Annotated in this window: 23 protein-coding genes; 10 read left to right on the forward strand and 13 right to left on the reverse strand. The window is 37.9% G+C overall.

Features of this window, described 5'->3' with window-relative positions:
- The first annotated feature begins 89 nt into the window (after positions 1-89).
- The 5 genes from ACULEU_RS14635 to ACULEU_RS14655 all read left to right on the forward strand — a co-directional run bounded on the left by ACULEU_RS14635 (position 90) and on the right by ACULEU_RS14655 (position 5,724).
- The gene (locus tag ACULEU_RS14635) at positions 90-1,397 is read left to right on the forward strand and encodes a PSP1 domain-containing protein (RefSeq protein ID WP_445453310.1); all 1,308 of its coding nucleotides are present in this window, start codon (positions 90-92) and stop codon (positions 1,395-1,397) included.
- Positions 1,381-1,866, forward strand: a complete 486-nt coding sequence (locus ACULEU_RS14640; protein WP_445453311.1) for a gliding motility lipoprotein GldH — start codon at positions 1,381-1,383, stop codon at positions 1,864-1,866. The genes ACULEU_RS14635 and ACULEU_RS14640 overlap by 17 nt, the downstream gene beginning before the upstream one ends.
- Before the next feature lie 4 nt (positions 1,867-1,870).
- On the forward strand, positions 1,871-4,186 hold the full coding sequence (locus ACULEU_RS14645; protein ID WP_445453312.1) for a penicillin-binding protein 1A: 2,316 nt from the start codon (positions 1,871-1,873) through the stop codon (positions 4,184-4,186).
- A gap of 94 nt (positions 4,187-4,280) precedes the next feature.
- Positions 4,281-4,979 carry a CoA transferase subunit A gene (locus ACULEU_RS14650; protein ID WP_445453313.1) on the forward strand — a complete coding sequence of 233 codons (699 nt, stop codon included), beginning with the start codon at positions 4,281-4,283 and terminating at the stop codon, positions 4,977-4,979.
- Positions 4,980-5,067: 88 nt separating this feature from the next.
- On the forward strand, positions 5,068-5,724 hold the full coding sequence (locus ACULEU_RS14655; protein WP_445453314.1) for a 3-oxoacid CoA-transferase subunit B: 657 nt from the start codon (positions 5,068-5,070) through the stop codon (positions 5,722-5,724).
- Here the strand turns inward: ACULEU_RS14655 and ACULEU_RS14660 are convergent.
- Both ACULEU_RS14660 and ACULEU_RS14665 read right to left on the reverse strand, forming a co-directional pair.
- Positions 5,714-6,103 (reverse strand): hypothetical protein, encoded by a 390-nt coding sequence (locus ACULEU_RS14660; protein WP_445453315.1) that lies wholly within the window; start codon positions 6,101-6,103, stop codon positions 5,714-5,716. The genes ACULEU_RS14655 and ACULEU_RS14660 overlap by 11 nt on opposite strands.
- Before the next feature lie 12 nt (positions 6,104-6,115).
- Positions 6,116-7,555 carry a nucleoside recognition domain-containing protein gene (locus ACULEU_RS14665; RefSeq protein ID WP_445453316.1) on the reverse strand — a complete coding sequence of 480 codons (1,440 nt, stop codon included), beginning with the start codon at positions 7,553-7,555 and terminating at the stop codon, positions 6,116-6,118.
- A gap of 183 nt (positions 7,556-7,738) precedes the next feature.
- Here ACULEU_RS14665 and ACULEU_RS14670 point away from each other — a divergent pair, with 183 nt between their 5' ends.
- A complete protein-coding gene (locus ACULEU_RS14670) occupies positions 7,739-10,687 on the forward strand; it encodes a S8 family serine peptidase (protein ID WP_445453317.1) in 2,949 nt (982 codons plus the stop codon).
- Between the two features lie 38 nt (positions 10,688-10,725).
- On the opposite strand, the gene ACULEU_RS14675 is transcribed toward ACULEU_RS14670, so the two are convergent.
- The 11 genes from ACULEU_RS14675 to hemA form a co-directional block, all read right to left on the reverse strand.
- On the reverse strand, positions 10,726-11,439 hold the full coding sequence (locus ACULEU_RS14675) for a 3'-5' exonuclease (RefSeq protein WP_445453318.1): 714 nt from the start codon (positions 11,437-11,439) through the stop codon (positions 10,726-10,728).
- Positions 11,440-11,505: 66 nt separating this feature from the next.
- Positions 11,506-11,976: a methylated-DNA--[protein]-cysteine S-methyltransferase gene (locus ACULEU_RS14680; protein WP_445453319.1), complete on the reverse strand. Its 471-nt coding sequence runs from the start codon at positions 11,974-11,976 to the stop codon at positions 11,506-11,508.
- A gap of 61 nt (positions 11,977-12,037) precedes the next feature.
- Positions 12,038-12,418, reverse strand: coding sequence for a c-type cytochrome (locus tag ACULEU_RS14685; protein ID WP_445453320.1), 381 nt, complete (start codon positions 12,416-12,418; stop codon positions 12,038-12,040).
- Positions 12,419-12,553: 135 nt separating this feature from the next.
- On the reverse strand, positions 12,554-13,549 hold the full coding sequence (gene hemB / locus ACULEU_RS14690; RefSeq protein ID WP_445453321.1) for a porphobilinogen synthase: 996 nt from the start codon (positions 13,547-13,549) through the stop codon (positions 12,554-12,556).
- A gap of 12 nt (positions 13,550-13,561) precedes the next feature.
- Positions 13,562-14,503 (reverse strand): DUF4421 family protein, encoded by a 942-nt coding sequence (locus tag ACULEU_RS14695; protein ID WP_445453322.1) that lies wholly within the window; start codon positions 14,501-14,503, stop codon positions 13,562-13,564.
- Positions 14,494-15,396 carry an oxygen-dependent coproporphyrinogen oxidase gene (hemF, locus tag ACULEU_RS14700; protein WP_445453323.1) on the reverse strand — a complete coding sequence of 301 codons (903 nt, stop codon included), beginning with the start codon at positions 15,394-15,396 and terminating at the stop codon, positions 14,494-14,496. Before hemF ends, ACULEU_RS14695 begins: the two co-directional genes overlap by 10 nt.
- Positions 15,386-15,922, reverse strand: a complete 537-nt coding sequence (locus ACULEU_RS14705) for a GNAT family N-acetyltransferase (protein WP_445453324.1) — start codon at positions 15,920-15,922, stop codon at positions 15,386-15,388. Before ACULEU_RS14705 ends, hemF begins: the two co-directional genes overlap by 11 nt.
- Positions 15,923-16,948 carry a uroporphyrinogen decarboxylase gene (gene hemE, locus ACULEU_RS14710; protein ID WP_445453325.1) on the reverse strand — a complete coding sequence of 342 codons (1,026 nt, stop codon included), beginning with the start codon at positions 16,946-16,948 and terminating at the stop codon, positions 15,923-15,925.
- A 76-nt stretch (positions 16,949-17,024) separates the two neighbouring features.
- Positions 17,025-17,699, reverse strand: coding sequence for a uroporphyrinogen-III synthase (locus tag ACULEU_RS14715; RefSeq protein WP_445453326.1), 675 nt, complete (start codon positions 17,697-17,699; stop codon positions 17,025-17,027).
- Positions 17,699-18,625, reverse strand: coding sequence for a hydroxymethylbilane synthase (gene hemC / locus ACULEU_RS14720; protein ID WP_445453327.1), 927 nt, complete (start codon positions 18,623-18,625; stop codon positions 17,699-17,701). Before hemC ends, ACULEU_RS14715 begins: the two co-directional genes overlap by 1 nt.
- Before the next feature lie 29 nt (positions 18,626-18,654).
- Positions 18,655-19,917, reverse strand: coding sequence for a glutamyl-tRNA reductase (hemA, locus tag ACULEU_RS14725; RefSeq protein WP_445453328.1), 1,263 nt, complete (start codon positions 19,915-19,917; stop codon positions 18,655-18,657).
- 229 nt (positions 19,918-20,146) lie between these two features.
- On the opposite strand from hemA, the gene ACULEU_RS14730 reads away from it, so the two are divergent.
- The 4 genes from ACULEU_RS14730 to ACULEU_RS14745 all read left to right on the forward strand — a co-directional run bounded on the left by ACULEU_RS14730 (position 20,147) and on the right by ACULEU_RS14745 (position 24,254).
- Entirely contained in the window at positions 20,147-21,019 is an 873-nt protein-coding gene (locus ACULEU_RS14730; RefSeq protein ID WP_445453329.1) for a helix-turn-helix domain-containing protein, read from the forward strand.
- A 62-nt stretch (positions 21,020-21,081) separates the two neighbouring features.
- Positions 21,082-22,095, forward strand: a complete 1,014-nt coding sequence (gene hemH / locus ACULEU_RS14735; protein ID WP_445453330.1) for a ferrochelatase — start codon at positions 21,082-21,084, stop codon at positions 22,093-22,095.
- A gap of 79 nt (positions 22,096-22,174) precedes the next feature.
- Positions 22,175-22,714: a CopD family protein gene (locus tag ACULEU_RS14740; protein ID WP_445453331.1), complete on the forward strand. Its 540-nt coding sequence runs from the start codon at positions 22,175-22,177 to the stop codon at positions 22,712-22,714.
- 127 nt (positions 22,715-22,841) lie between these two features.
- The gene (locus tag ACULEU_RS14745; protein ID WP_445453332.1) at positions 22,842-24,254 is read left to right on the forward strand and encodes a sensor histidine kinase; all 1,413 of its coding nucleotides are present in this window, start codon (positions 22,842-22,844) and stop codon (positions 24,252-24,254) included.
- The last annotated feature ends 90 nt before the right edge of the window (positions 24,255-24,344 follow it).

Below are 24,344 nucleotides of genomic sequence, written 5' to 3' on the forward strand. Positions count from 1 at the left end.
CTTCAAAAAATACTATCTTTACACTTTTAACGTTAATGAGAGTAGCCCGGATGCATATTTAGGGCGATCGACATATCTATATACACATTATGGCTTGTACAAGTTGTTCAACATCTGATGGCGGTGCGCCTAAAGGATGCAAAAATAATGGGACTTGCGGCACCGATAGCTGCAATAAATTAACGGTTTTTGATTGGCTGTCCAATATGAGTCTGCCCAATGGAGAAACTCCGTTTGACTGCGTGGAAGTACGTTTCAAAAATGGTCGCAAAGACTTTTACCGCAATACCGAAAAACTAACCTTAAGCATTGGAGATGTTGTGGCCACAGAGGCTTCACCTGGACATGATGTTGGGATTGTTACGTTAACCGGTGAATTGGTAAAAATCCAAATGAAGAAAAAAGGTGTAAATCACACCAGTCCTGATATCGCTAAAATTTACCGAAAAGCATCTCAAAAAGATATCGATATTTGGAGCGAAGCTCGTGACAAAGAAGGACCAATGCAAGTGAAAGCTCGTGAATTGGCGATTGTTCACAAATTGGAAATGAAAATCTCCGATGTAGAGTTTCAGGGCGATGGTTCTAAAGTAACTTTTTACTACACTGCCAACGACAGGGTCGATTTTAGACTGTTAATCAAAGACTATTCGCGTGTTTTCAATACCCGCATCGAGATGAAACAAGTAGGTTTGCGTCAGGAAGCATCCCGTTTAGGCGGCATCGGTTCTTGCGGAAGAGAACTTTGTTGTTCCACTTGGCTAACCGATTTTAGAAGCGTGAATACCTCAGCAGCCCGTTACCAACAACTTTCTTTAAATCCACAAAAATTAGCCGGACAATGCGGAAAATTAAAATGCTGTCTGAACTATGAGTTAGACACTTATATGGATGCCTTAAAAGGATTTCCGGATTTTGAAACCAAATTGAAAACCGAAAAAGGCGATGCTATTTGTCAAAAACAAGATATTTTTAAAGGGCTAATGTGGTTTGCCTATACCGATAATTTTGCCAACTGGCATGTGTTGAATATAGAGCAAGTCAAAGAAATAGTGGCTGAAAACAAGCAAAGCAGAAAAGTAAGTTCGTTGGAAGATTTTGCACTGGAAATGGTTGCTGAACCTGAAAAAGACTTTAACAATGCTATGGGACAAGAGAGTTTGACCCGATTTGACCAGCCTAAAAAGAGCAAAAACAAAAACCGTAACAAAAACAAAAATAAAGTTGCGATTCAAAGTTCATATCAAAATCAAGGACAACCTCAAAACCAAAATCCAAAACAAGGACAAAATCCAAAACAAGGACAGCCACAAAAACAAAATCAAGCCCAAAATCAAAAACCAAGGCCACAAAACAAAAAACCTGTAATCATAAAAAAGAATGAAAATAAAGAATAGCATCCTTTTTATTTTAGTGTTCCTTTTGGTTATTTCTTGTGATGAAAAAAGAGTTTTTGACCAATATCAATCGGTTGGGAATGCCTGGCATAAAGACAGTGTAGTCACTTTTGAACTGCCAAAATTAGACTCAAAAAAGCACTACAATATGTACGTGAATGTGAGAGATAATGATGCGTATCCTTTCAATAATCTGTTCCTGATTGTATCGCTGGAACACCCAAATCATCAGGTAAAAGTAGATACTTTGGAATATCAAATGACCAATCCCGATGGCACACTTCTTGGAGAAGGCTTCTCGGACATCAAGGAAAACAAGCTTTTTTATAAAGACAAACAAAATTTTACCCAAAAAGGAATTTACAAAATCCATATCCGACATGCTACACGACAAACCGGAAAAATTGAAGGTGTTTCGTCTCTTTCGGGCATTACAGATGTTGGCTTTAGAATAGAATCTACCGAATAAAATTATGGCACAAAAAAACAACAAAGCTACCGTCAAAGACATCAACTACTACAAAAATAAATTTTGGAAATTATTTTTCTATAGTATGGGTGTAATGGCACTCTTTTTTGCGTTGGCATCGTGGGGCTTTTTCGGAAGTATGCCTTCTTTTGAAGACCTGGAAAATCCCGAATCCAATTTGGCTACCGAAGTTATTTCTTCGGATGGTGTTACAATTGGTAAATTTTACAACGAAAACCGAACGCCAATTAAATACCAGGATTTACCACCACACTTGGTTAAGGCACTGGTAGCAACCGAAGACGAACGATTTTATGAGCATTCCGGCATTGACGCCCGAAGAACTTTTGGAGCGGCTTTAAAATTAGGTTCCGATGGAGGTGCAAGTACTATTTCACAGCAGTTAGCCAAACAATTGTTTCATGGTGAAGGTTCCAAATTCTTTCTGTTTCGTGTCATTCAAAAAGTAAAAGAATGGATTATCGCTATCAAGTTAGAACGACAGTATACTAAAGATGAAATCATAGCCATGTATTTCAATGTGTATGATTTTAATAATTACGCCATCGGAATCCGTTCGGCCTCCAAAACGTATTTCTCCAAAGAACCTAAAGATTTAACGATAGACGAATCGGCTATTTTAGTCGGCATGTTTAAAAACTCTTCGTTATACAATCCGGTTAGAAATCCGCAAGGCGTAAAAAACAGAAGAAATGTGGTGCTTTCTCAAATGTTGAAGTCAAAAATCATTACCGAATCTCAAAAAGAAAGTTTAAGTCAACTACCGATAAAACTCGATTTCAAACTACAAACGCACAAAGAAGGAATCGCTACTTACTTCCGAGAGTTTCTGCGCGAGTACATGAAAAACTGGGTCAAAGAAAACAAAAAACCTGATGGCACGGATTATGACATCTACACCGATGGATTGAAAATTTATACTACTATCGATTCCAAAATTCAGGAACACGCCGAAGAAGCCGTTCAGGCACACATGAAAAACCTGCAACAGGAATTCTTCGCACAGCAAAAGGACAATAAAAACGCGCCTTTTATCAACATCACAGCCGAAGAAACTAAAAAAATCATCAACCAAGCCATGCGTCATTCGGAACGGTGGCGCGTGATGAAAGATATGGACAAAACAGAAGACGAAATCATCGCATCTTTTGATATCAAAACGAAAATGAGAATCTTCTCTTGGAAAGGCGAAATTGACACGTTGATGACACCTATGGATTCAATTCGATATTACAAACATTTCCTTCAGGCCGGACTCATGTCTATGGAACCACAAACCGGACATATCAAAGCGTGGGTTGGTGGAATTGATTATAAATATTTCCAATACGACCACGTGGGTCAAGGTGCCCGACAAGTAGGTTCTACGTTCAAACCGTTTGTGTATGCTACCGCAATCGAACAATTAGGAATGTCACCTTGTGATTCTATCATCGACAGTCCATTTATGATACATAAAGGAAGACACAACGTTACTGCCGACTGGGAACCAAAAAATTCTGACCGTCAATACCGCGGCATGGTAACGCTAAAAAGAGCTTTGGCACTTTCTATCAACACCGTTTCGGCTAAACTGATTGACAAAACCGGACCAGAAGCTGTGGCTGCTCTAACTAAAAAACTTGGCGTAAAATCAGAAATTCCGGCACAACCTTCTATTGCGTTAGGTGCTGTCGAAATCACTGTGGAAGATATGGTGGCTGCTTACAGTACTTTTGCCAACCAAGGCGTGTATATTAAACCGCAATTCATCAGCAGAATAGAAGATAAAAATGGCGTCGTCCTTTACGAACCCGTACCGGATACCCACGATGTTTTAAATAAAGATATTGCTTATGCCGTAATTAAATTATTAGAAGGCGTAACCGAAAGTGGCTCAGGTGTTCGTTTGAGAACACAAGGTGGCGGCAGTGGCGACAATCGCTGGACAGGCTATCCGTACATGTTCACGAATCCAATTGCCGGAAAAACAGGAACCTCGCAAAATCAGTCCGACGGTTGGTTTATCGGAATGGTGCCTAATTTAGTAACCGGAGTTTGGGTGGGATGCGAAGACCGTTCGGCGCGTTTCAAAGGCATCACTTACGGACAAGGAGCAACGGCTGCTTTGCCAATTTGGGGGTATATGATGAAAAAGTGCTACGAAGATAAAGATTTGCTCATCTCCAAAGACCCTTTTGAAAGACCCAACAATCTCTCCATAAAAGTGGATTGTTACGAACGTAAAAGAGATACCATTCCCGACTCTACTGCTGTTCCAATCGAAGAAGAACAAAATACAGAAGAATTCGGATTGTAAAATTTAGTAGCTCATCCCGCTTTCCACTATATCTTTTGCTTTTGCAAAAGGATGCCGTTGCAATCGGGGCTAAAAAAACAGAACAAAACTAACCATGATTAACAAAAAAGTAAATTCCGTTCAAGAAGCACTGCAAGGCATTGAAAATAATATGACCATCATGCTCGGTGGCTTTGGCCTTTGCGGTATTCCCGAAAACAGTATTGCCGAATTAGTAAAAAAAGAAACCACAGGTCTAACCTGTATTTCCAACAATGCCGGTGTGGATGATTTCGGATTGGGCTTATTGCTTCAAAAAAGACAAATTAAAAAAATGATTTCTTCCTATGTGGGAGAAAACGCCGAATTCGAACGTCAAATGCTGTCCGGAGAACTCGATGTTGAACTGACACCACAAGGAACCTTAGCCGAAAAATGCCGCGCCGCACAAGCCGGAATTCCAGCTTTCTTTACACCAGCAGGATACGGAACCGAAGTGGCGGAAGGAAAAGAAGTCCGCGAATTCAACGGTAAAATGCACGTAATGGAGTTAGCCTTCAAAGCCGATTTTTCTATAGTCAAAGCTTGGAAAGGCGACGAAGCCGGGAATCTTATTTTTAAAGGTACCGCCAGAAACTTCAACGCTTGTATGGCTGGTGCTGCTAAAATTACGATTGCCGAAGTAGAAGAATTAGTTCCGGTTGGCTCACTTGACCCGAATCAAATACACATTCCCGGAATCATGGTGCAACGCATCTTTAAAGGAGAAAAATTTGAAAAAAGAATCGAGCAACGAACCGTTAGAAAAAGATAATTTGAAAATGTGATAGTTTGAAAATTTGAAGATGCTCGTTTTAGTTTATTTTCAAATTTCCAAATTTCCAAATTGAATCAGTAAGATTATGCTAGGAAAAGAAGAAATTGCAAAACGAATTGCAAAAGAAGTAAAAGATAAATACTTTGTTAACCTTGGTATTGGTATTCCAACCTTGGTAGCCAACTACGTTCGCACCGATATTTCGGTAGAATTCCAGAGTGAAAACGGCGTACTCGGAATGGGACCTTTCCCATTTGAAGGCGAAGAAAATGCTGATATCATCAACGCGGGAAAACAAACCATTACAACGTTGCCTGGCGCGAGTTTCTTTGACTCGGCTTTTAGTTTCGGAATGATTCGCAGTCAAAAGGTCGATTTAACCATTTTAGGAGCTATGGAAGTAGCCGAAAACGGTGATATTGCTAATTGGAAAATTCCGGGAAAAATGGTCAAAGGAATGGGTGGCGCGATGGATTTAGTAGCCTCTGCAGAAAATATTATTGTGGCGATGATGCATGTCAACAAAGCCGGTGAAAGCAAAATTCTGAAAAAATGCACCTTACCTTTAACCGGTGTGGGTTGTGTGAAAAAAGTAGTAACCGAATTAGCCGTTTTAGAAATCACACCCAAAGGATTTAAACTATTGGAACGCGCACCCGGAGTTTCAGTAGAGCACATCATCGCATCCACCGAAGCTGATTTGATTATTGAAGGCGAAATTCCGGAGATGGTTATTGATTAAGATACGCCAACAACACTTCAGAAGCATTGCCAAAAGTATTGGACGATTCTGTGATCGTTACCGCTCTTTTTTTATTCAGTTTGTAGGTCAAATCAAATTCGGTTGTAAACAATATAGCCGACAGAAACGGATTGTTAATATAAGGTATCAAAACATCCCGAGTGGCATCAATGGTGTGGATTTCAATTTGTTCTTCTTGTTGTAACTTGTATTTGAGTTCCATTTTCAGAATCCCTTCCTCAACAATTGGGCGCACATAAATATTCATCAAATCGGTATTTCCGATAGTTTTCGCCATGGTTAATTTGGCAAAAGTACCATCAGCAAAACTGGTTTTTACTTTGTTATAGAAATCGGTGAATGATTCAGAGAATGACATGTTATTTAAATTTTAAAAAAACCAGCTTGCTACAAAAATAGCGGTAATCACGCAGATTAAATCTACTAAAAGCATGGTTCCTAGTGTGTATCGCGTATTTTTAACATTGATGCTTCCAAAATAAACTGCAATTACATAAAACGTGGTTTCGGCACTGCATTGGAAAATACAACTCAGCCTTCCCGTGAAAGAATCGGGACCAAAAGTACGCATCGAATCAATCATAAAGCCACGCGATCCACCAGAACTAAAAGGTCTGAGCATCGCAACTGGTAAAGAATCTGTAATTTGTTTACTGACACCAATATTGGAAAAGGCAAAAGAAATTCCGTCACTAATAATTTCGAATAAACCGCTATTTCTGAAAAACGAAATCGCTACCAACATTCCCATCACATAAGGGAAAATCTTAACTCCGGTTTGTAATCCTTGATTCGCTCCTGTTACAAAAGCATCAAAAATAGTGGTGTCCTTTTCGACAAATTTTTTCTCATGAATAAAAGAAAAAATCAAGGTAAACGCGATTATTACTACCAACATTAAACCAGAAAGATTAGAGGTAAAAGCATTTTTACCAATCAAATCCAACGTGTTTATATAGAACAACAGTCCGATAATGGCCCCAATGATACCCATCAGTGCTGCCAACAACGAAACACTTTTGAAATTGATTTTCTGACGGATTCCCACAATTAAAAACGCTGCAATACTTCCGATAAAGGACGTGATAATGCACGGTAGCATAACGTCGGCCGGATTACTGGCATTTTCTGCGGCTCGATATCCAATGATGGAAGTTGGAATTAAAGTTAATCCTGCAGCATGGAGACACATAAACATGATTTGGGCATCACTGGCTTTATCTTTTTCGGGATTGAGTTCTTGTAGACTCTGCATCGCTTTCAACCCAAACGGTGTGGCAGCCGAATCTAGTCCTAGAAAATTGGCAGCAAAATTAAGGGTCATATAGGATATCGATTCGTGATTTTTAGGAATCGATGGAAATATTTTAGAAAATACCGGACTCAGTCTTTTGGCTAATTTTTCGGAGGCACCAGAGTCTATCAACAGCTGCATCAGTCCACAGAAAAAAGCGAGGTAAGCTATTAAAGGCAGAATTAAATCGAGTAAACTGTTTTTACACGTTGGCAACAATCCATCCGATTTTTGAACTCCGGAATAAATTTTAACAGTCTTTGCTTTATAAACATACGTAGTATCAGCGTTCAGCGTGTCTTTGTTGATAATCATTGTTTGCTCTGGAGCTTTCTTGATACTATCCATTACAAATTTTGGTACTTGCTCTAGATATTTTTCAGAGATTAAGATGCGGTCATCCTTCTTTCCGTTCAAAACATTATCAATAGTATAGCTGTTTCCAACGCTTAAACTGAATACAACAAATACAATTGAAGCAACAAAAATAGCCAGCCAAAATCTACTTAAAACCATAGGTTGTTTTTTGGTAAATATAGCATTTCTCAATTTTGAATAAAACAATTCCAATTTATTTTATTTACGAAGTAGTAAACAATAGATAAAATTTTGTGAATATTTAACAATAAAACCTATGATATATTTGTTGATTATATATATTTGCTCGCTATTATTAACACAACCCATTTCTCTAAAATTATGAAAAAGAAATACTTATTGTTATTTGCTATCCTCTTTGTCTGTGGTTCTCTATTGGGTCAAACCAAAGAAGATATCCAAAAAATCACGGCAGCATATGATATGACTAAGCTTAAAGAAAAAGAAGCTTATTACCTCAAAAAATCCCGTGAAGAAAAACAAAAAGCATTGGCTGTAGCTCGAGCTAAAAACTGGCCAACGTATACTATAAAAGAGGACGGAAGTATTTCTGAATTAATGAAACTGACTCCAACCGGTTTTCCTATTTATTATGCAACTACCAACGTAAATGCTGCAAAAGCCACTAGAGCCAATCATTTAAATACTGGTGGTTCTCTTGGACTAAATTTAAATGGTCAAGGAATGACTGTTAGAGAATGGGATGGCGGGAATGTAAGAGCAACTCACAATGCTTTTGGTGGCAGACTAACGGTTGTTGACGACGCTTCTACAACAACTGCCTTTCACTCCACGCACGTAGCAGGTACTTTGATTGCTGCTGGCTCTCCTGCATCCGTAAAAGGTATGGCGTCACAAGCTAACGCAAGAACTTTCAATTGGACCGATGACGAATCAGAAGCAATAGCTGAAGCACAAGGAGGCATGTTGGTTTCAAATCATTCCTATGGTGTGCCTATTACAAATAATGGGACAACAATTCCGGCATGGCTTATTGGTTCTTATTCTTCTGATGCTGTTGCTTGGGATGATATTGCTTATGATGCTCCTTATTTTTTAGCAGTAATGTCAGCTGGAAACGATGGGCAAAATGAAGATAATACTGAACCTCTTAGTTTTGGTTTTGACAAATTAGTTGCCAACAAAACAGCCAAAAATAATTTAGTCGTAGCTAGTTGTGATGATGTTACTGTAGCAACCGATGGAACCGTGAATCCTGCCAGTATTAATATCAGTGGTTTTAGTAGTGAAGGTCCAACGGATGATTTTAGGGTTAAACCAGACATTACTGGAAATGGATCCAACCTTACCTCAACAAGCAATGTTAGTAATACAGCAACAGGTGCGTCTTCGGGAACCTCAATGGCGTCTCCGAATGTTGCGGGTACTTTACTATTACTTCAACAACATTATAAAAATTTAACTAATAGTTTTATGCGTGCTGCTACCTTAAAAGGTATAGCTTGTCATACTGCTGACGATGCCGGTGAAATAGGTCCAGATCCAGTTTTTGGATGGGGTCTATTAAATGCTAAAAAAGCAGTTGAAACCATTACCAACAATGGTATTACTTCATGGGTTTCCGAAGAAAATTTGAATAGCAACCAAGTATATACTATGACTGTGAATTCTCCTGGAGGAATTCCGTTAATGGCATCTATAACCTGGACAGATGTTCCCGGAGTAGCCAATAATGGTAATTTATCTGCTAATGATGCCACCCCGGCTTTGGTAAACGATTTGGATATTAGAATTACACGCAACAACGCTACTTACTATCCTTGGAAATTATCAGCGGACCCCAATAGTCCTGCCATTAGAACAGAGGGCAATTCGGTTGATAATGTAGAACAAGTAAAAATTGATTCACCAGCTGCTGGTCAATACACTATTACCGTAAATCACAAAGGATCTTTAGTGACTGGAAGTCAAAAATATTCTTTAGTAATTACAGGCTTGTCTTCTGCTTTTGCAATCAATTCTACATCCGATAATTTAACGGTATGTTCTAATCAGAACGCAGTGTATACCTTTAACTATACACAAGCGCCAACAAGTTCAGGAACCACAACTTTTTCCGCTGTAGATTTGCCTGCTGGAGCATCTGCTTCGTTTTCTCCTGCTTCTTTGAATGCAAACGGACTGGTGACTATGACAATTTCAGGTTTATCAAACATAACTCCAAATGAATACTTTGTTGGTATAAAAGGAACGAGTGCTGCGGATACTGAAACAAGATACAAATCTTTAAAAGTGTATAACAGTAATTTTCAGGCGGTGCAGTTACAAAGTCCAACCGAGGGACAACAGGCAATCTCCACTACAGCAAACTTAACATGGGTAACTCAGCCTAATGCTCAAACTTACAATGTTCAAGTCTCTACAAATCCAAATTTTTCAAGTTTTTTAATCAATGAAACTACAACAGATAATGAATTTCAAATCTCTGGACTTAGTGAGGCTACACGTTATTATTGGAGAGTGATTCCCGCTAATTTTTGTGGAAATGCTTTAGATTCAAATGCGACTATAGCTACTTTTGCTACGGGTACATTGGCTTGTAACAACACTTTTACTGCTACTGATTATTCTAATAATTTTATTGATAGTGTTCCGAATTCTGAAGCATTTGTACCTCTAACAATTACAGGCGGATACACTATTGGAGATATTAATGTTATCATGGACATAACGCACACGTGGATTGGAGATATAAAAGTGACACTTGAAGGTCCGGCTTCCATCGGAAGTCCGATTATCACTTTGTTAGATATTCCATGTGGTGATAATCAAAATATCAATTGTACGATGGATGACGACGGAGTTTCTCCGTCTTGTACTGGCATTCCTGCTGTATCCGGAAATATAGCTCCTGTGGATTCTTTGAGTTCGTTAAACACTTTGCCTGCTGATGGAGAATGGATTTTAAGAGTTTTTGATTTTAATAATGAAGATGGTGGAACTATCAACAACTTCAGTATTAATTTGTGCAGAGTGCAAAGTGCCTTGTCTGTTGGTGATAATCCGATTGTGAACAGTAGCGTTTATCCAAATCCATCGCAAGGAATTATCAATGTTGCTATTCCTGCATTAACGGATAAGGCAACCATCAAATTATTCGATTTACAGGGAAGACAAATTTTTTCAAAAGAAACTACTCAGGTAACCACTTCTTTCGGAATTGAAAATCTTCAGGATGGCATTTATATGGTGAATATAGAAAATGAGCAAGCTTCTGTAACCAAAAAAATAATTCTGAAAAGAAACTAAAAAAGTACTAAAAAGGCTTCCCGTTGGGAAGCCTTTTTTTATACATGAATAATTTCATCGTCAATTAATAACTCTTCTCTGCGCAGTCTAAGGAAGATTTGAGCTACAGCAATGACATCCTTTTCACAATAGACAACGATTCTGTCAATATCCTTTTCTACATAATATACATGAGCCACTTGGCTTCCGTCAATATCTCCTTTTGGCGATGGAATTCCTAGGATTTTGGTCAGAAGTTTTAAGGAAGTAAAGTGCTTGTAGTCCCCAAATTTCCATAACTCTAGAGTGTCCAAATGCGGAATTTCCCATGGTTTTTTACCAAATAAATTGAGTTTATGTGGAATGGCGATTTGATTGATGATCATTCGGCGTGCTATAAACGGAATGTCAAATTCTTTAGCATTATGACCGCATAAAACGTGTGCTGCTTGATTAAAATGAGTATCCAATAAACTAGAAAAATCCTTTAAAATCTTTATCTCGTCACCAAAAAATGACGTAACTCTGAAGTTTCGAATGTCTCCTTTATTCACAAAATAACCTACAGAAATGCAAACAATTTTACCGAATTCTGCCCAAATTCCGGCGCGTTCATAAAAATCTTCCGGAGTGAATTCTTCGCGTCTTTGATACTGTGTTTTTTGTTCCCAAAGGTCTTGCATTTCGGTATCCAAGTTTGTAAAATTTTCGCTTTCAGGAACCGTTTCAATGTCGAAGAAGAGAATATTATTGAGGTTTATCTTTTCAATCATCTTATTAAATTTAAGAATTTACCGACTTAAAATTAAACTAATAAATCTAAATATGAAAGAAAAATTTTAAAAAAGTGATTGTTGTTTGGACGAACTCTCGTGTTCCAACAACCATTTTTTGCGCCACAAACCACCGGCATATCCCGTAAGAGAACCATCCGTTCCGATGACGCGATGACACGGAACAACAATCCAAAGTGGGTTTCTACCATTGGCCGAAGCTACGGCTCGAATCGCTTTTACATCGCCTAGTTTTTTGGACAGCTCGAGATACGAAATGGTTTTTCCAAAAGGAATGTTTACTAATTCCTGCCACACTTTTTGCTGAAATTCGGTTCCTTGTGGATTGATTTTAAAATCGAAATGGTGTCGTTGTCCTTCAAAATACTCCTGAAGTTGAGAAACGCAACACTGCAATTCTTTCGGAATTTGGGTAGCTATTTTACCTTCACTTAGAATAGATATTTCGGAAATACCGTTGGCATCGCCAACAATTTTGGTGATTCCGAGTGGTGAATCTATATACGCCGTTTGCATTTGATAAAGTTAGTAATTTAACCACTAAGAACTCGAAGATAGTACGAAGTTTAAGTGGAATTTACTTTGAATAGCTATAGATGTAGTCTTCTAAAGCTTGGAGTTCTTCATCGCTCATTGTTTTGGTTATGGCAAAATTAGTTTTCATAATGTCATACTGACTTGGATCGACGATTGGCTCCGCCTCTTCTTTTAGAAAAGCAACAATACTGCCTTTATTTTCTTTGTAGATTTTGGCAATTTCCGCTATACTCGGACCAATGATTTTTTGGTCTGGCTTGTGGCAGGCAACACAGTTGCCTTTACCTTCAAAAAGTTCTTGTCCTGATATTTTTTTGGTTGTTTCAGTGTCCGTTGATTTTCCGAAATTTTCCTGATTGTCTTTTTTGCAAGACACTAATGTGAACAGTACAATGATTAATAATGAATAGCGATTTTTCATAGTTTACAAAAATTCAATACGTTTTTCTTTTAGCCCCGATTGCAGCAATTACTTTGTAATGCGGAAAGCGGGAACATGGATTGCTGTAAATGCCCGAACCACTCGCTCCTCCTTTTGACTGCACTCAGGATAATACTATTTATTCAGCAAAATTGCTGCTTCTTTGGCAAAATAGGTCGAAATCAAACTGGCTCCAGCGCGCTTGATGCACATCAATTGCTCCATCATAATTTTGTCGTGGTCGAGCCAACCTCTTTCGGAAGCGGCTTTAATCATGGCATATTCACCCGAAACATGAAACACGGTCACCGGAACATTCACGGCATTTTTTACTTCGCGAACGATGTCCAAATAGGCAATTCCGGGTTTTACCATGACCATATCGGCGCCTTCTTCTACGTCCATAAGCGCTTCTTTGATGGCTTCGAGACGGTTCGCATAATCCATTTGATAGGTTTTTTTGTCTTTCGGCACTTCAATATTGGATTCTCTTGGAGCGCTATCTAAAGCATCGCGAAACGGGCCATAAAACGCCGAAGCATATTTCGCTGAATAACTCATGATACCCACATTTTGAAATCCGGCAGCATCCAAACCTTGACGCAAACGCAACACACGTCCGTCCATCATATCGCTTGGTGCCACAAAATCGGCTCCAGCCTGCGCATGAGAAACGGCCATTTTTACTAAGGCTTCATTGGTCGCATCGTTAGCAATATCTCCGTTTTCGATGATACCGTCGTGTCCGTAAATCGAATAAGGATCTAGTGCTACATCAGGCATTACAATCATTTCGGGACAAGCTTTTTTGATGGCTTTGATGGCATTTTGCATTAATCCGTTCGGATTCCATGCTTCTTTTCCGGTGTTGTCTTTTAGGCTTTCATCGACTTTTACGTAAATGTTTACGGCTCTTATTCCGAGCGCGAAAAGTTCTTGGACTTCAGCCACTGTTAAATCGATGGAGCGACGGAAAATTCCGGGCATGGAGGCAATTTCAGATTGATAGTTTTCGCCTTCTGCGATGAACATCGGGAACATAAAATCACTTGGACTTAATGTAGTTTCGCGCACTAACGAACGAATACTTTCGTTAACGCGTAATCTTCTGCCTCTTTGTAGTGGAAACATATTTTGTGTGTGTTAAATTCCTATTTTTTTGTTGGCTTTATCGTAAAGCTGCGTCAATTTTTTGGGTGCCTTGAAGCGATATCCTAGTGTAAATTTAAGCGTATTTATTGCGTCATTCAACCGAATTTGCGTGTTAGTGTTTTGGTTGAATTTTGAAAAATTATAGTTCACAAAGGTAAAAAAAGTGTCCGTATTGTATCCTATTTTGAAATTGGAACTGACTTCTGCAATACCGTATACATCACCATCGACACTATTCAAACCGTATCCTGCCGACAATCCGGCTGAGAGCAGTAGTTTTTCGTGAATCACCCAATTGTAAAAATAAGAAGGAGCCAATGAAAAAATAAAAATATCGCTGTGATTCCCAGCTGATGGACTGTTCAAGTCAATATTGGTGTAATAAATCGAAAAATTAGGGATAAAACTTCCAGCGCTGGTGGTTTGCCATTCCTTTTGATTGGCCAACGTTTTGAACGAAAACTTGTCGTTGAAGATATACGATGTGGTTCCGCCAATCTTTGTGGTACGCATTTTTGGGAAAGCAGTTTCGGTAGCACCATCACTGATGTAAAATCCGGTTTGGTTGATAAAAGTAAACGACTGCATCCATTTTTTGAGATAAAAACGGGTACTGATTGTAAAGTGTTTGGAACCGCTGTTGTCTTTGTTTTCAGTTAAAAAAGAGGGCGAAAAACCATAACTAATATCAATCAATTTATAGCTCACATTGGCTCCGATTTGGGCTCTTTTGTTGGGCTCTAAATTGAGGTAATTTGTAGTATTGTTGGCATTGTAAATGATTTCGAAACTATTAGAAGTATCCAAATAATACAAACTTGAAATAATAGATTCCTCGTAGGTTTTGAAATGGGCAGACTTGATGGTGTCATTTTGTGACCAAGCACTAATGACGGTAAAAAAAGCAATTATATTAGGCCTTTTCACACCCATTCTACCGGATTCATTAATGTCTTGATTAATTTTTCTTCTGCACTTCCCGCTTCCGGATGATGGTCGTATACCCATTGTACGTGTGGTGGTAAACTCATCAAAATCGATTCGATGCGACCGTTGGTTTTTAAGCCGAATAAGGTGCCTTTGTCGTGCACCAAATTGAACTCGACGTAACGACCACGGCGGATTTCTTGCCAGGTTTTTTGAGCTTCGGTATATGTCAGTTCTTTTCTTCTTTCTACGATGGGAACGTAGGCTTCGCAGAAACTGTTGCCGACTTCAGTTACGAAATTGTACCAATCTTCCATTTTTATATCTTCAGACTCCTTGCAATAGTCAAAGAATAATCCGCCAATGCCTCGGGCTTCGTTGCGGTGTGCGTTCCAGAAGTAAGCATCGCATTGTTTTTTATACTTCGGATAAAACTCGAGATTGTGCTTGTCGCAAGCGGTTTTGCAGGTTTGATGAAAATGTTGCGCATCTTCTTCAAACAGATAATACGGCGTTAAATCCTGACCGCCACCAAACCATGAATTAATCACAGTTCCCGCATCGTCGTACATTTCGAAATAGCGCCAATTAGCATGAACCGTTGGCACCATTGGGTTTTTAGGATGAATCACTAAACTTAATCCGCACGCAAAGAAATCAGCTTCGCCTACTCCAAACATTTTTTGCATGGCTTCGGGTAATTTACCGTGAACGGCTGAAATGTTGACGCCACCTTTTTCAAAAACGTTTCCATTTTCTATCACACGTGTTCTTCCGCCTCCGCCCTCGGGACGTTCCCAAATGTCTTCGCGAAATTGGGCCATACCATCTACTGCTTCTAGGGTTGAAGTGATTTGGTCTTGGAGGTTTTGGATATATTGATAGAATTTATCTTTCATTGTATAATTCATATAATTCCATATCTAATGGAGATTCTTCTGGTGGTGTATATTCATTTAGAAGTGTTTTCTGCCATTTGAAATCACTTTTTTGAGCTACTTTACAACTTCCAATATTTGTTTTGTGTGCAATAATTTGAAACTTTTCAAAACCTAAAACTTCAAAACCATATTTTGATGTTAAGGCAATTGCTTTTGACATCCAACCTTTATTTTCATATTCAGAACTGATGCAATAGGCAAACTCACCTTGTTTGGTTTCCCAATTTATTTTTTTTATGATTATTAAACCCGCAATGTTTCCGTTTATAATGTCTTTTATTCCAAAAGTAAATTCTGATTTAGATTTATTTTCGTTTCTTTTTTCTTCAATGTATTTAATACTCTCTTCTAACGATTGATTTTTTGATAGAGTAATTGGAAAATAACGTTTAAAGTTATCAAAATTCATAACCATCATTTCAGATAAACTTTTTGCGTCTTCCGCTTGTAAAGTGATTATATGAAATGAATCTGATTGTATCATCTACTGGTTATATTCCTTAACCGCTTCAATAAAAGCTTTGGCGTGATCAACCGGAATATTGGGTAAAATTCCGTGACCCAAGTTTACGATGTAATTGTCTTTTCCGAATTCATCAATCATTTCGTGCACCATTTTTTTGATGGTTGGGATGGGAGATAATAATCTTGACGGGTCGAAATTTCCTTGTAATGTGATTTTTCCTCCTGATAAATAACGAGCATTTCTGGCGGAACATGTCCAATCTACACCAAGTGCTGAAGCTTTTGATTTGGCCATATCGTTTAAAGCAAACCAGCATCCCTTTCCGAATACGATTACTTTGGTGTCTTCGGCTAAGGCGTCTACAATTTGATTGATGTATTTCCAAGAGAATTCTTTGTAATCTTCGGGAGAAAGCATGCCGCCCCAAGAGTCAAAAATCTGAATGGCGTTGCAACCTGCTTTTACTTTTTCTTTTAGATATAAAATAGTCGTATCGGTGATTTTTTGTAATAATGTATGCGCGGCAACCGGATTGGAGAAACAGAATCCTTTGGCCGTATCGAAGCTTTTAGAACCTTTGCCTTCGACTGCATAACAGAAAATCGTCCATGGCGATCCTGCGAAACCAATTAGCGGCACCTCATCGTTTAGCATTTCTTTGGTTAGTTTGATGGCGTCAAAAACGTAACCTAACGTTTCATGAACATCGGGAACAAAGGTTTTGTTGACATCTTCCATGGAGCGAATCGGATTCGGAATAATAGGTCCTAAGTTGTCTTTCAACTCTACGTGAATTCCCATCGCTCTAGGAACCACCAAAATATCCGAAAACAAAATCGCGGCATCCGGTTTTACAATTCGGATAGGCTGTACCGTGATTTCTGCAGCTAACTCAGGCGTTTCGCAACGGGTAAAGAAATCGTATTTGTCTCGCAAGGCGCGGAATTCGGGTAAATATCTTCCGGCTTGACGCATCATCCAAACGGGTGGACGTTCTACGGTTTCGTTGTTTAAGGCTCTTAAAAAAAGGTCGTTTTTAATCATTGTCTTTTATTGCTTTAGGCTTTAAGCACAAGGCTTTAGGCTTTTTTAAGTTATTTTATTGCTTACAGCCTATAGCTTACTGCTTATAGCTGAAAAATTCTACACATTTCATTACTACACTTTCAACGGTCGGCTGATGGGCAATAATTATATTAGATGTTACTGTTTTTAAAGCTTCGGCTGTTGTGTTTCCGATGCAAAAACAGGCTTCATTTTCAATTTTATTTTCCTGCAAATAACTTTCGACTGCTGACGGACTGAAAAATAATATGCCGTCGGGAATAAAAGCTATTTTATGCGTTTCTGTTAGGGTTTGATAAACTTCAACCTCGTCTAAAACTATTTGGACTAATCGCAATGCATCGGGCAAAACATCTCTGCGGATATTTCCACAGAAAAACGTAAAGCTGTTTTTAGAATATTGGTTACAAATTATCGAAGCCAATTCGGCAGCATAATCGGAATATTCAATAATCTCAAAATCATTTTGTTCTAATAATGCTTTTGTTTTTTCGCCTACACAAAAGCATTTTTTGGTTTTAATTTCTGCTGCTTTAGTATTTCTAAGAACGCTTTCTACTGCATTTTGACTGGTAAAAATAACATACTCATTTATATCATCCACTTCAAAATCCCTAATTTGGATTCGGATAAAGTTTTTATCTAGTACTGAAAAATCCACATTCAACAATTGCTGCTTTTGTTTTTCAGAAAGCTTTTTTGTTGAGACTATGTGAATTGGATGTTGCATTACTTCTTCAACTGCGTTTTAATTTCAGTCATCAACTCAGCACCTCCATTTTCTAAAATTTCTTGGGCCGAATTGAATCCTAATTTTTTCCACTCAGATATATCCACCTTTTTATCAACTTCCAGTTTTTGTTTTCCATCAATGGACAACAAAACTCCTTTGAAATCTATAGTGTCTTCTTCTTCATTATATCGTGCTAAAGCTCCGATTGGCGCTGTACAACCACCTTCTAATGTTCGTAAAAACTGCCTTTCGATATAGGTGCAAATTTCGGTTTCAATATCATTTAATTGAGAAACAGCGTCTATTGTAAAATCGTCATTTTCCATAGCGACAATAACCATTGCGCCTTGTGCCGGTGCCGGAATCATCCAATCTAAATTGATAAAACTATCAGGTTTTAAGTTAATGCGTTCCAAACCAGCTGCCGCAAAAACAGCTCCGTTCCAATCGTTATCCTTTAATTTCTGCATTCGGGTATTGACGTTTCCGCGTAAATCAACGACTTTATGATTTGGGAATTTATGCCACCATTGTGCCTGACGACGCAAACTTCCTGTTGCTATTGTGGCTTCTGAAGTAAGAAAATCGGTGTTCCCTTTGTACACCAAAATATCCAAAACATTGGCGCGTTCTAAAACGGCTGCTTGAACAATTCCATTGGGTAGCGCAGTAGGCACATCTTTCATCGAATGTACCGCAATATCTACTTTGCCACTAATCATAGCAACATCTAAAGTTTTGGTAAAAATTCCGGTAATTCCGAGTTCGTAGAGTGGTTTATCAAGAATGATATCTCCATCTGATTTTACGGCGATGATTTCGGTTGTATAACCTAAATCCTGAAGCTTTTTTTGAACCGTATGTGCCTGCCAAAGTGCCAATTCGCTATCGCGGGTTCCTATACGTATGGTTTTATTTGCCACCTTTTCTGGGTTTATTTTACAGTAATCAATTATGAAAAGAATGATTTTTCTTGTTCTAATTGGAATACTTTTTCGATCCATTCGATTCCTTCATCAATAGAATCGCCATCTTTTAGATGGTTTACAAAATGATTCGTAATTTTTTGGATAATTCTGTTGCTGATTAATTCCGCTTGTTCTTCGTCGAAGTTGGCTAACTTTTTGCGTTGCACATTCAATTCGCCTTCTTTGATGGAGTTTAGTTTTTCTTTCAAAGCCTGAATGGTTGGCGCAAATTTTCTGTTTTTGGTCCATTCCATAAAGTCGGCTACAATTTCTTCAATAATGGCTTCGGCAGCTGGAATGTGTAGTTTTCGGTTTTCTAACGTTTCATCTGTAATCTGAGAAAGGTGATCTAAGTGAATTAAGGTAACGCCTTCAACATCGGTTACATTTTCATGAACGTTTTTCGGAATTGATAAATCTAAAATCAACAACGGTTTTTTCAGATTCAGTATGGCTTTGTCCACCGTTGGATTTTGAGCACCTGTTGCTACTACGACAATGTCCGCTTTTTGTAGTTCCAGTTGCAAATCGGCATAATCTTTTACAATTACGTCTAGCTTTCTGGCTAGTCTCTCGGCTTTATCTTTGGTTCTGTTGATTAACGTAATATGATCGTGTTTGGTATGCTTCACCAGATTTTCGCAAGTGTTTCTACCTATTTTTCCGGTTCCGAAAAGCAATATGTTTTTATGGGCAATGTCTTTTACATTTTTGATAATGTATTGCACAGAAGCAAAGGAAACCGATGTAGCACCTGTAGAAATGTTTGTATCTGTTTTGATTTTTTTACTGGCCTGAATAACCGAGTTGACCAATCTTTCTAAAAAAGCATTGACCAAGCCGTTGGATTTGCTTTCTACAAAGGCTGATTTTATTTGGCTGATGATTTCAAAATCCCCTAAAATCTGACTGTCTAAACCTGTTCCTACACGGAACATATGATTGATAGCTTCCTGATTTTTATAAATGTAAGCCACTTCTTGAAATTCTTCTACAGTTCCCTGACTGTTTTCGCAAAGTAACTTTATTAATTGGTATGGATGATTGGCGAAACCATAAATCTCTGTTCTATTACAGGTTGAAGTAACGATTAAAGATTCGATTCCTTCTGCTTCTGCTTGCATGAGTATCGTTGATTTGGCTTGCGCGTCTAAACTGAATTTTCCACGCATGGTAGCATCTGCTTTTTTATAACTCAACCCTAAGGCGTAAAAAGAAGTATGTTTCGACATATTAAAATTTTCCATAGATACACTTTCCTTAAAAAGTTCAACAAAACTATTACTAACTACTTTATAAAAATAACGCTGTAGGGACTTTTTGTGTCGCTGCGTGATATTTTAATCGCTATTTATCTTTTTAGCGTTATTTATTATAAATTTGCAATGATATCAAGTGTTTCAGAATCGCTTATGTAGATTTATTCTAAATAAGAAATTCACCTGACTTCAAAAACATATACGAAAAAATATCGCTATGGGTTCTCAAGAAATAATAACAATTGAAAATGACTTTACTCTTTTTCGTTTTCAAAACGATGGAAATGAAAATTTTCATGTGAAAAGACCTGTGGCTCAAGGGCTGATTCAATTTCACTTTGGGATTAAAGGGAAGGCAAAATTTGTCTTTAATCAGGGAAATTATGCGTTGGATTTGAATGAAGAGAAGTCGTTGTTGTTTTACAACCCACAAAAAGAGCTGCCGTTGGATTTGGATTTAGGTCCCAATTGCTGGGTTATTTCGGTGATTATCTCTATTCAAAAATTTCACAGCTTGTTTTCTAATGATGCCAATCACATTCCTTTTTTGAGTGAAGAAAATAAGGATCGAAAATACTACAATGAAGGCGACATCAGTCCATCGATGGCGATTGTGTTGAGTCAGTTATTTCACTACAACCTTAATCCACAGATAAAAAATCTTTATTACAAAGGCAAAGGTTACGAATTGCTAAGCTTGTATTTCAACCGTTCTGAGGATCCGAATGCGGAACAATGTCCGTTTCTGATTGATGAGGAAAATGTGTTAAAAATTAGGAAAGCCAAGGAAATTATCATTACCAATATGGCCGAACCGCCGGGCTTGGAAGAACTTTCAGAAAAAGTGGGCCTAAGTCTTAAAAAACTAAAAATGGGTTTCAAGCAGATATATGGCGATACGGTTTATGGGTACTTATTCGATTACAAAATGGATTATGCGCGACAATTATTGGACAGCGGTTCGTATAACGTCAACGAAGTCGGTCTTAAAATTGGATACAGCACCGGAAGTCATTTTATTGCTGCTTTTAAAAAGAAATTTGCGACAACACCAAAAAAATATCTGATGTCCTTAAATCAAAATACATAAACACTACTATTTCGTATATCTATCACAAATAAAAAAATTACTTAAAACATAAAATTGCAAAAATGAAAGGAGTATTATTAGTCAACCTAGGTTCGCCGGAAAGTCCAACCGCGAAAGATGTAAAGCCTTATTTAGATGAATTTTTAATGGATAAATACGTTATCGATGTGCCCTTTCTATTGCGTGCGTTGTTAGTTCGTGGTATCATCCTAAAAACCCGCCCAAAAAAATCGGCAGAAGCTTATGCCAGAATTTGGACCAGTGAAGGTTCTCCTTTGATTGTAATATCGAAAAAAATGCATCAAAAAGTAGCTGCAAAAGTAGCTATTCCTGTAGCTTTAGCCATGCGTTACGGAACGATGACCATTCAAAAAGGATTACAGGAACTCAAAGACAAAGGCGTAACCGAAGTAATGCTTTTGCCTTTGTATCCTCAACACGCTATGGCTTCGACTACAACTATTGTTGTTTTAGCTGAAGAGTTACGTCAAAAGTATTTCCCTGAAATGCGTTTTACCAACGTACCGGCATTTTACAACAAACCCGATTATATTCAGGCATTATCCAATTCCATCAAAAAACATTTAGAAGGATTTGAATATGACCATTTATTGTTTTCATATCACGGTATCCCAAAACGTCATATTCGCAAAACCGATGTAACCAAATCACATTGTAAAATTGATGGTTCTTGTTGCAACACACCGTCGCCGGCACACGAATTTTGCTATCGTCATCAATGTTATGAAACGACCAAACAAGTAGTAAAATTATTGGGGATTCCGGAAGGCAAGTACAGTCAAACTTTTCAATCCCGACTGGCAGGAGATAAATGGTTAACTCCGTATACCGATGTCGAAATCAATAAAATGCCCGAACAAGGCATTAAAAAACTAGCGGTCGTAACTCCGGCTTTCGTTTCTGATTGTTTAGAAACTTTGGAAGAAATCGCGATGGAAGCCAACGAACAGTTTATGCATCATGGTGGTGAGGAGTTTATGGCTGTTCCGTGTATGAATGATGAAGAAGAATGGTGCGGAGTAGTGGCGAATTGGATTAAAAACTGGGCAAAATAATTTTTCGCAGCCAATTCACGAATTGTGTTATTGTTTACTTTTAAATAATATTCGTGTATTTGTGGCTAATTAAATAAAAATGGAATACTACAATTACCTAAAATCATTGCACCTCATCTTCGTAATCACTTGGTTTGCGGGTTTGTTTTATATCGTTCGGTTGTTTGTATACCAAATTGAAGCCAACGAAAAGCCTTCGCCAGAGAGAGAAATCCTGTTGCAACAATACAAAATAATGACCTACCGTTTGTGGTATATCATTACGTGGCCGAGTGCGGTTTTGGCTGTAGTTTTTGCCATTTGGTTATTGCTATTGATGCCAGCATGGTTACAAATGCCGTGGATGCACGTTAAATTAGGATTTGTCGTTTTACTGGTAGCCTACCAAATAAAATGTCATTTGATTTATAAAGAATTACAAAATGATGTCTTCAACTATTCCTCCAATTTTATGCGGTTGTGGAATGAAGGCGCGACCATTATTTTATTTGCCGTAGTTTTTTTGGTAATTTTAAAAAATGCCTTTAATTGGATTTACGGTGTTATCGGAATTGTACTGTTTTCTATTCTGATCATGCTCGGTTTTAAATTTTATAAACGAATACGAGAAAAAAAATAGTTCTCAGTCTCGGTTTACAGAAAAATTGCTGAATACTGTGACTGAATACTGTGACTGAATACTGAACACTATGCTCAAAGGATTCAAAATGTCAATGCTGTCACTTCGAATTAGGATTTTCCTATCAATGATTATATTGATATTAATTGCCTCTGTTTTGATGGCTTCTATTTCGATTATACAGTTTAAAAACGAAGCCAAAGATTACCATCAGGAACGTTTAGATCGAAAGGAATTTGCGATTAAAGAACATATTAACTACTTACTTTCTAATACGACTTATCCGTTGACAGAAAGAAATCTGCCACTGATTTTTAAAGACAAAATTCACGAACTGGCCGACATTCATAATCTCGAAATCAATATATACGGACTAAACGGAAAATTGTTAAAATCGTCTAAAGCTTCCTTTTCCGTGGATAAAGTAGCGCCTCCTATTCCGAATTATGTGCTCAAACTTGTGCAGTCATCCGTAGAAAAAAGATATGTAGACATCAAAAGTGTCAACGGTATCAAGAACCGTTCTTCTTACAGTCAGATTAAGGATGATAAATTTAAGCCATTGGGAATCTTGAACATTCCCTATGTAGAAGACGATGGATTTTATGAAACCGAATTGCGACAGTTTTTACTACGCTTAAGTCAAGTGTATTCTTTCATGCTGATTATTGCTTTTGCTTTGGCCTATTTTCTGTCTAGTTATATCACGAAATCACTGAAAACCATTTCAGACAAAATCAATGAAACCAGCTTGAATCAAAAGAACGAAAAAATCGTTATTGAGGCGAATAGTAGAGAAATCAACTCACTAATAAATGCCTACAACCAAATGGTGGACAAACTGGAAGATAGTGCTACTATGTTGGCGCAAAGCGAAAGAGAACAGGCCTGGCGGGAGATGGCGAAACAAGTAGCTCACGAAATCAAGAATCCGCTGACACCTATGCGTTTGACGGTGCAGAGCTTCCAACGAAAATTTGATGCCAATGACCCGGAACTCAAACAAAAACTGAATGATTATTCGAAAACCTTGATTCAGCAAATTGATACTATGAGTGCTGTAGCTTCAGCATTTTCCAACTTTGCTTCGATGCCTGCCCAACAAAATGAAACTTTAAACGTAGTGCAGGTTGTCGAATTGGCCTTGGATATTTTTAACGAAGATTTCATCGTTTTTGATAGTAATAAGCAATACGTCATCTCCAAAATAGACCGAACGCAATTGATCCGAATTATCACCAATTTGGTAAAAAATGCCATTCAGTCGATTCCCGATGAACAACTGGAAAAACACATTTTAGTTTCGGTAAATGAAGAAGGCGACAATGTAATTATCTCTGTGAAAGATAACGGAATCGGCATTAATGCCGAGAATAGAGAACGCGTTTTCGAACCAAAATTTACTACCAAAACAAGCGGAATGGGACTAGGTTTGGGAATTATCAAAAATATCATCGAAAATTACAAAGGAACTATTACTTTTGAATCAGAACTTGGGAAAGGATCAACTTTTATTGTTTCACTTCCAATTGTTAAATAATTATAACGTATCCATTTACCACGAATTCACGAAGGTTTTTTTGGGCTTTTATTAGACTAAACTCTCTTAAAAGAACATTTCGACTAACCT

It is taken from the genome of Flavobacterium sp. 25HG05S-40, from assembly GCF_052654735.1.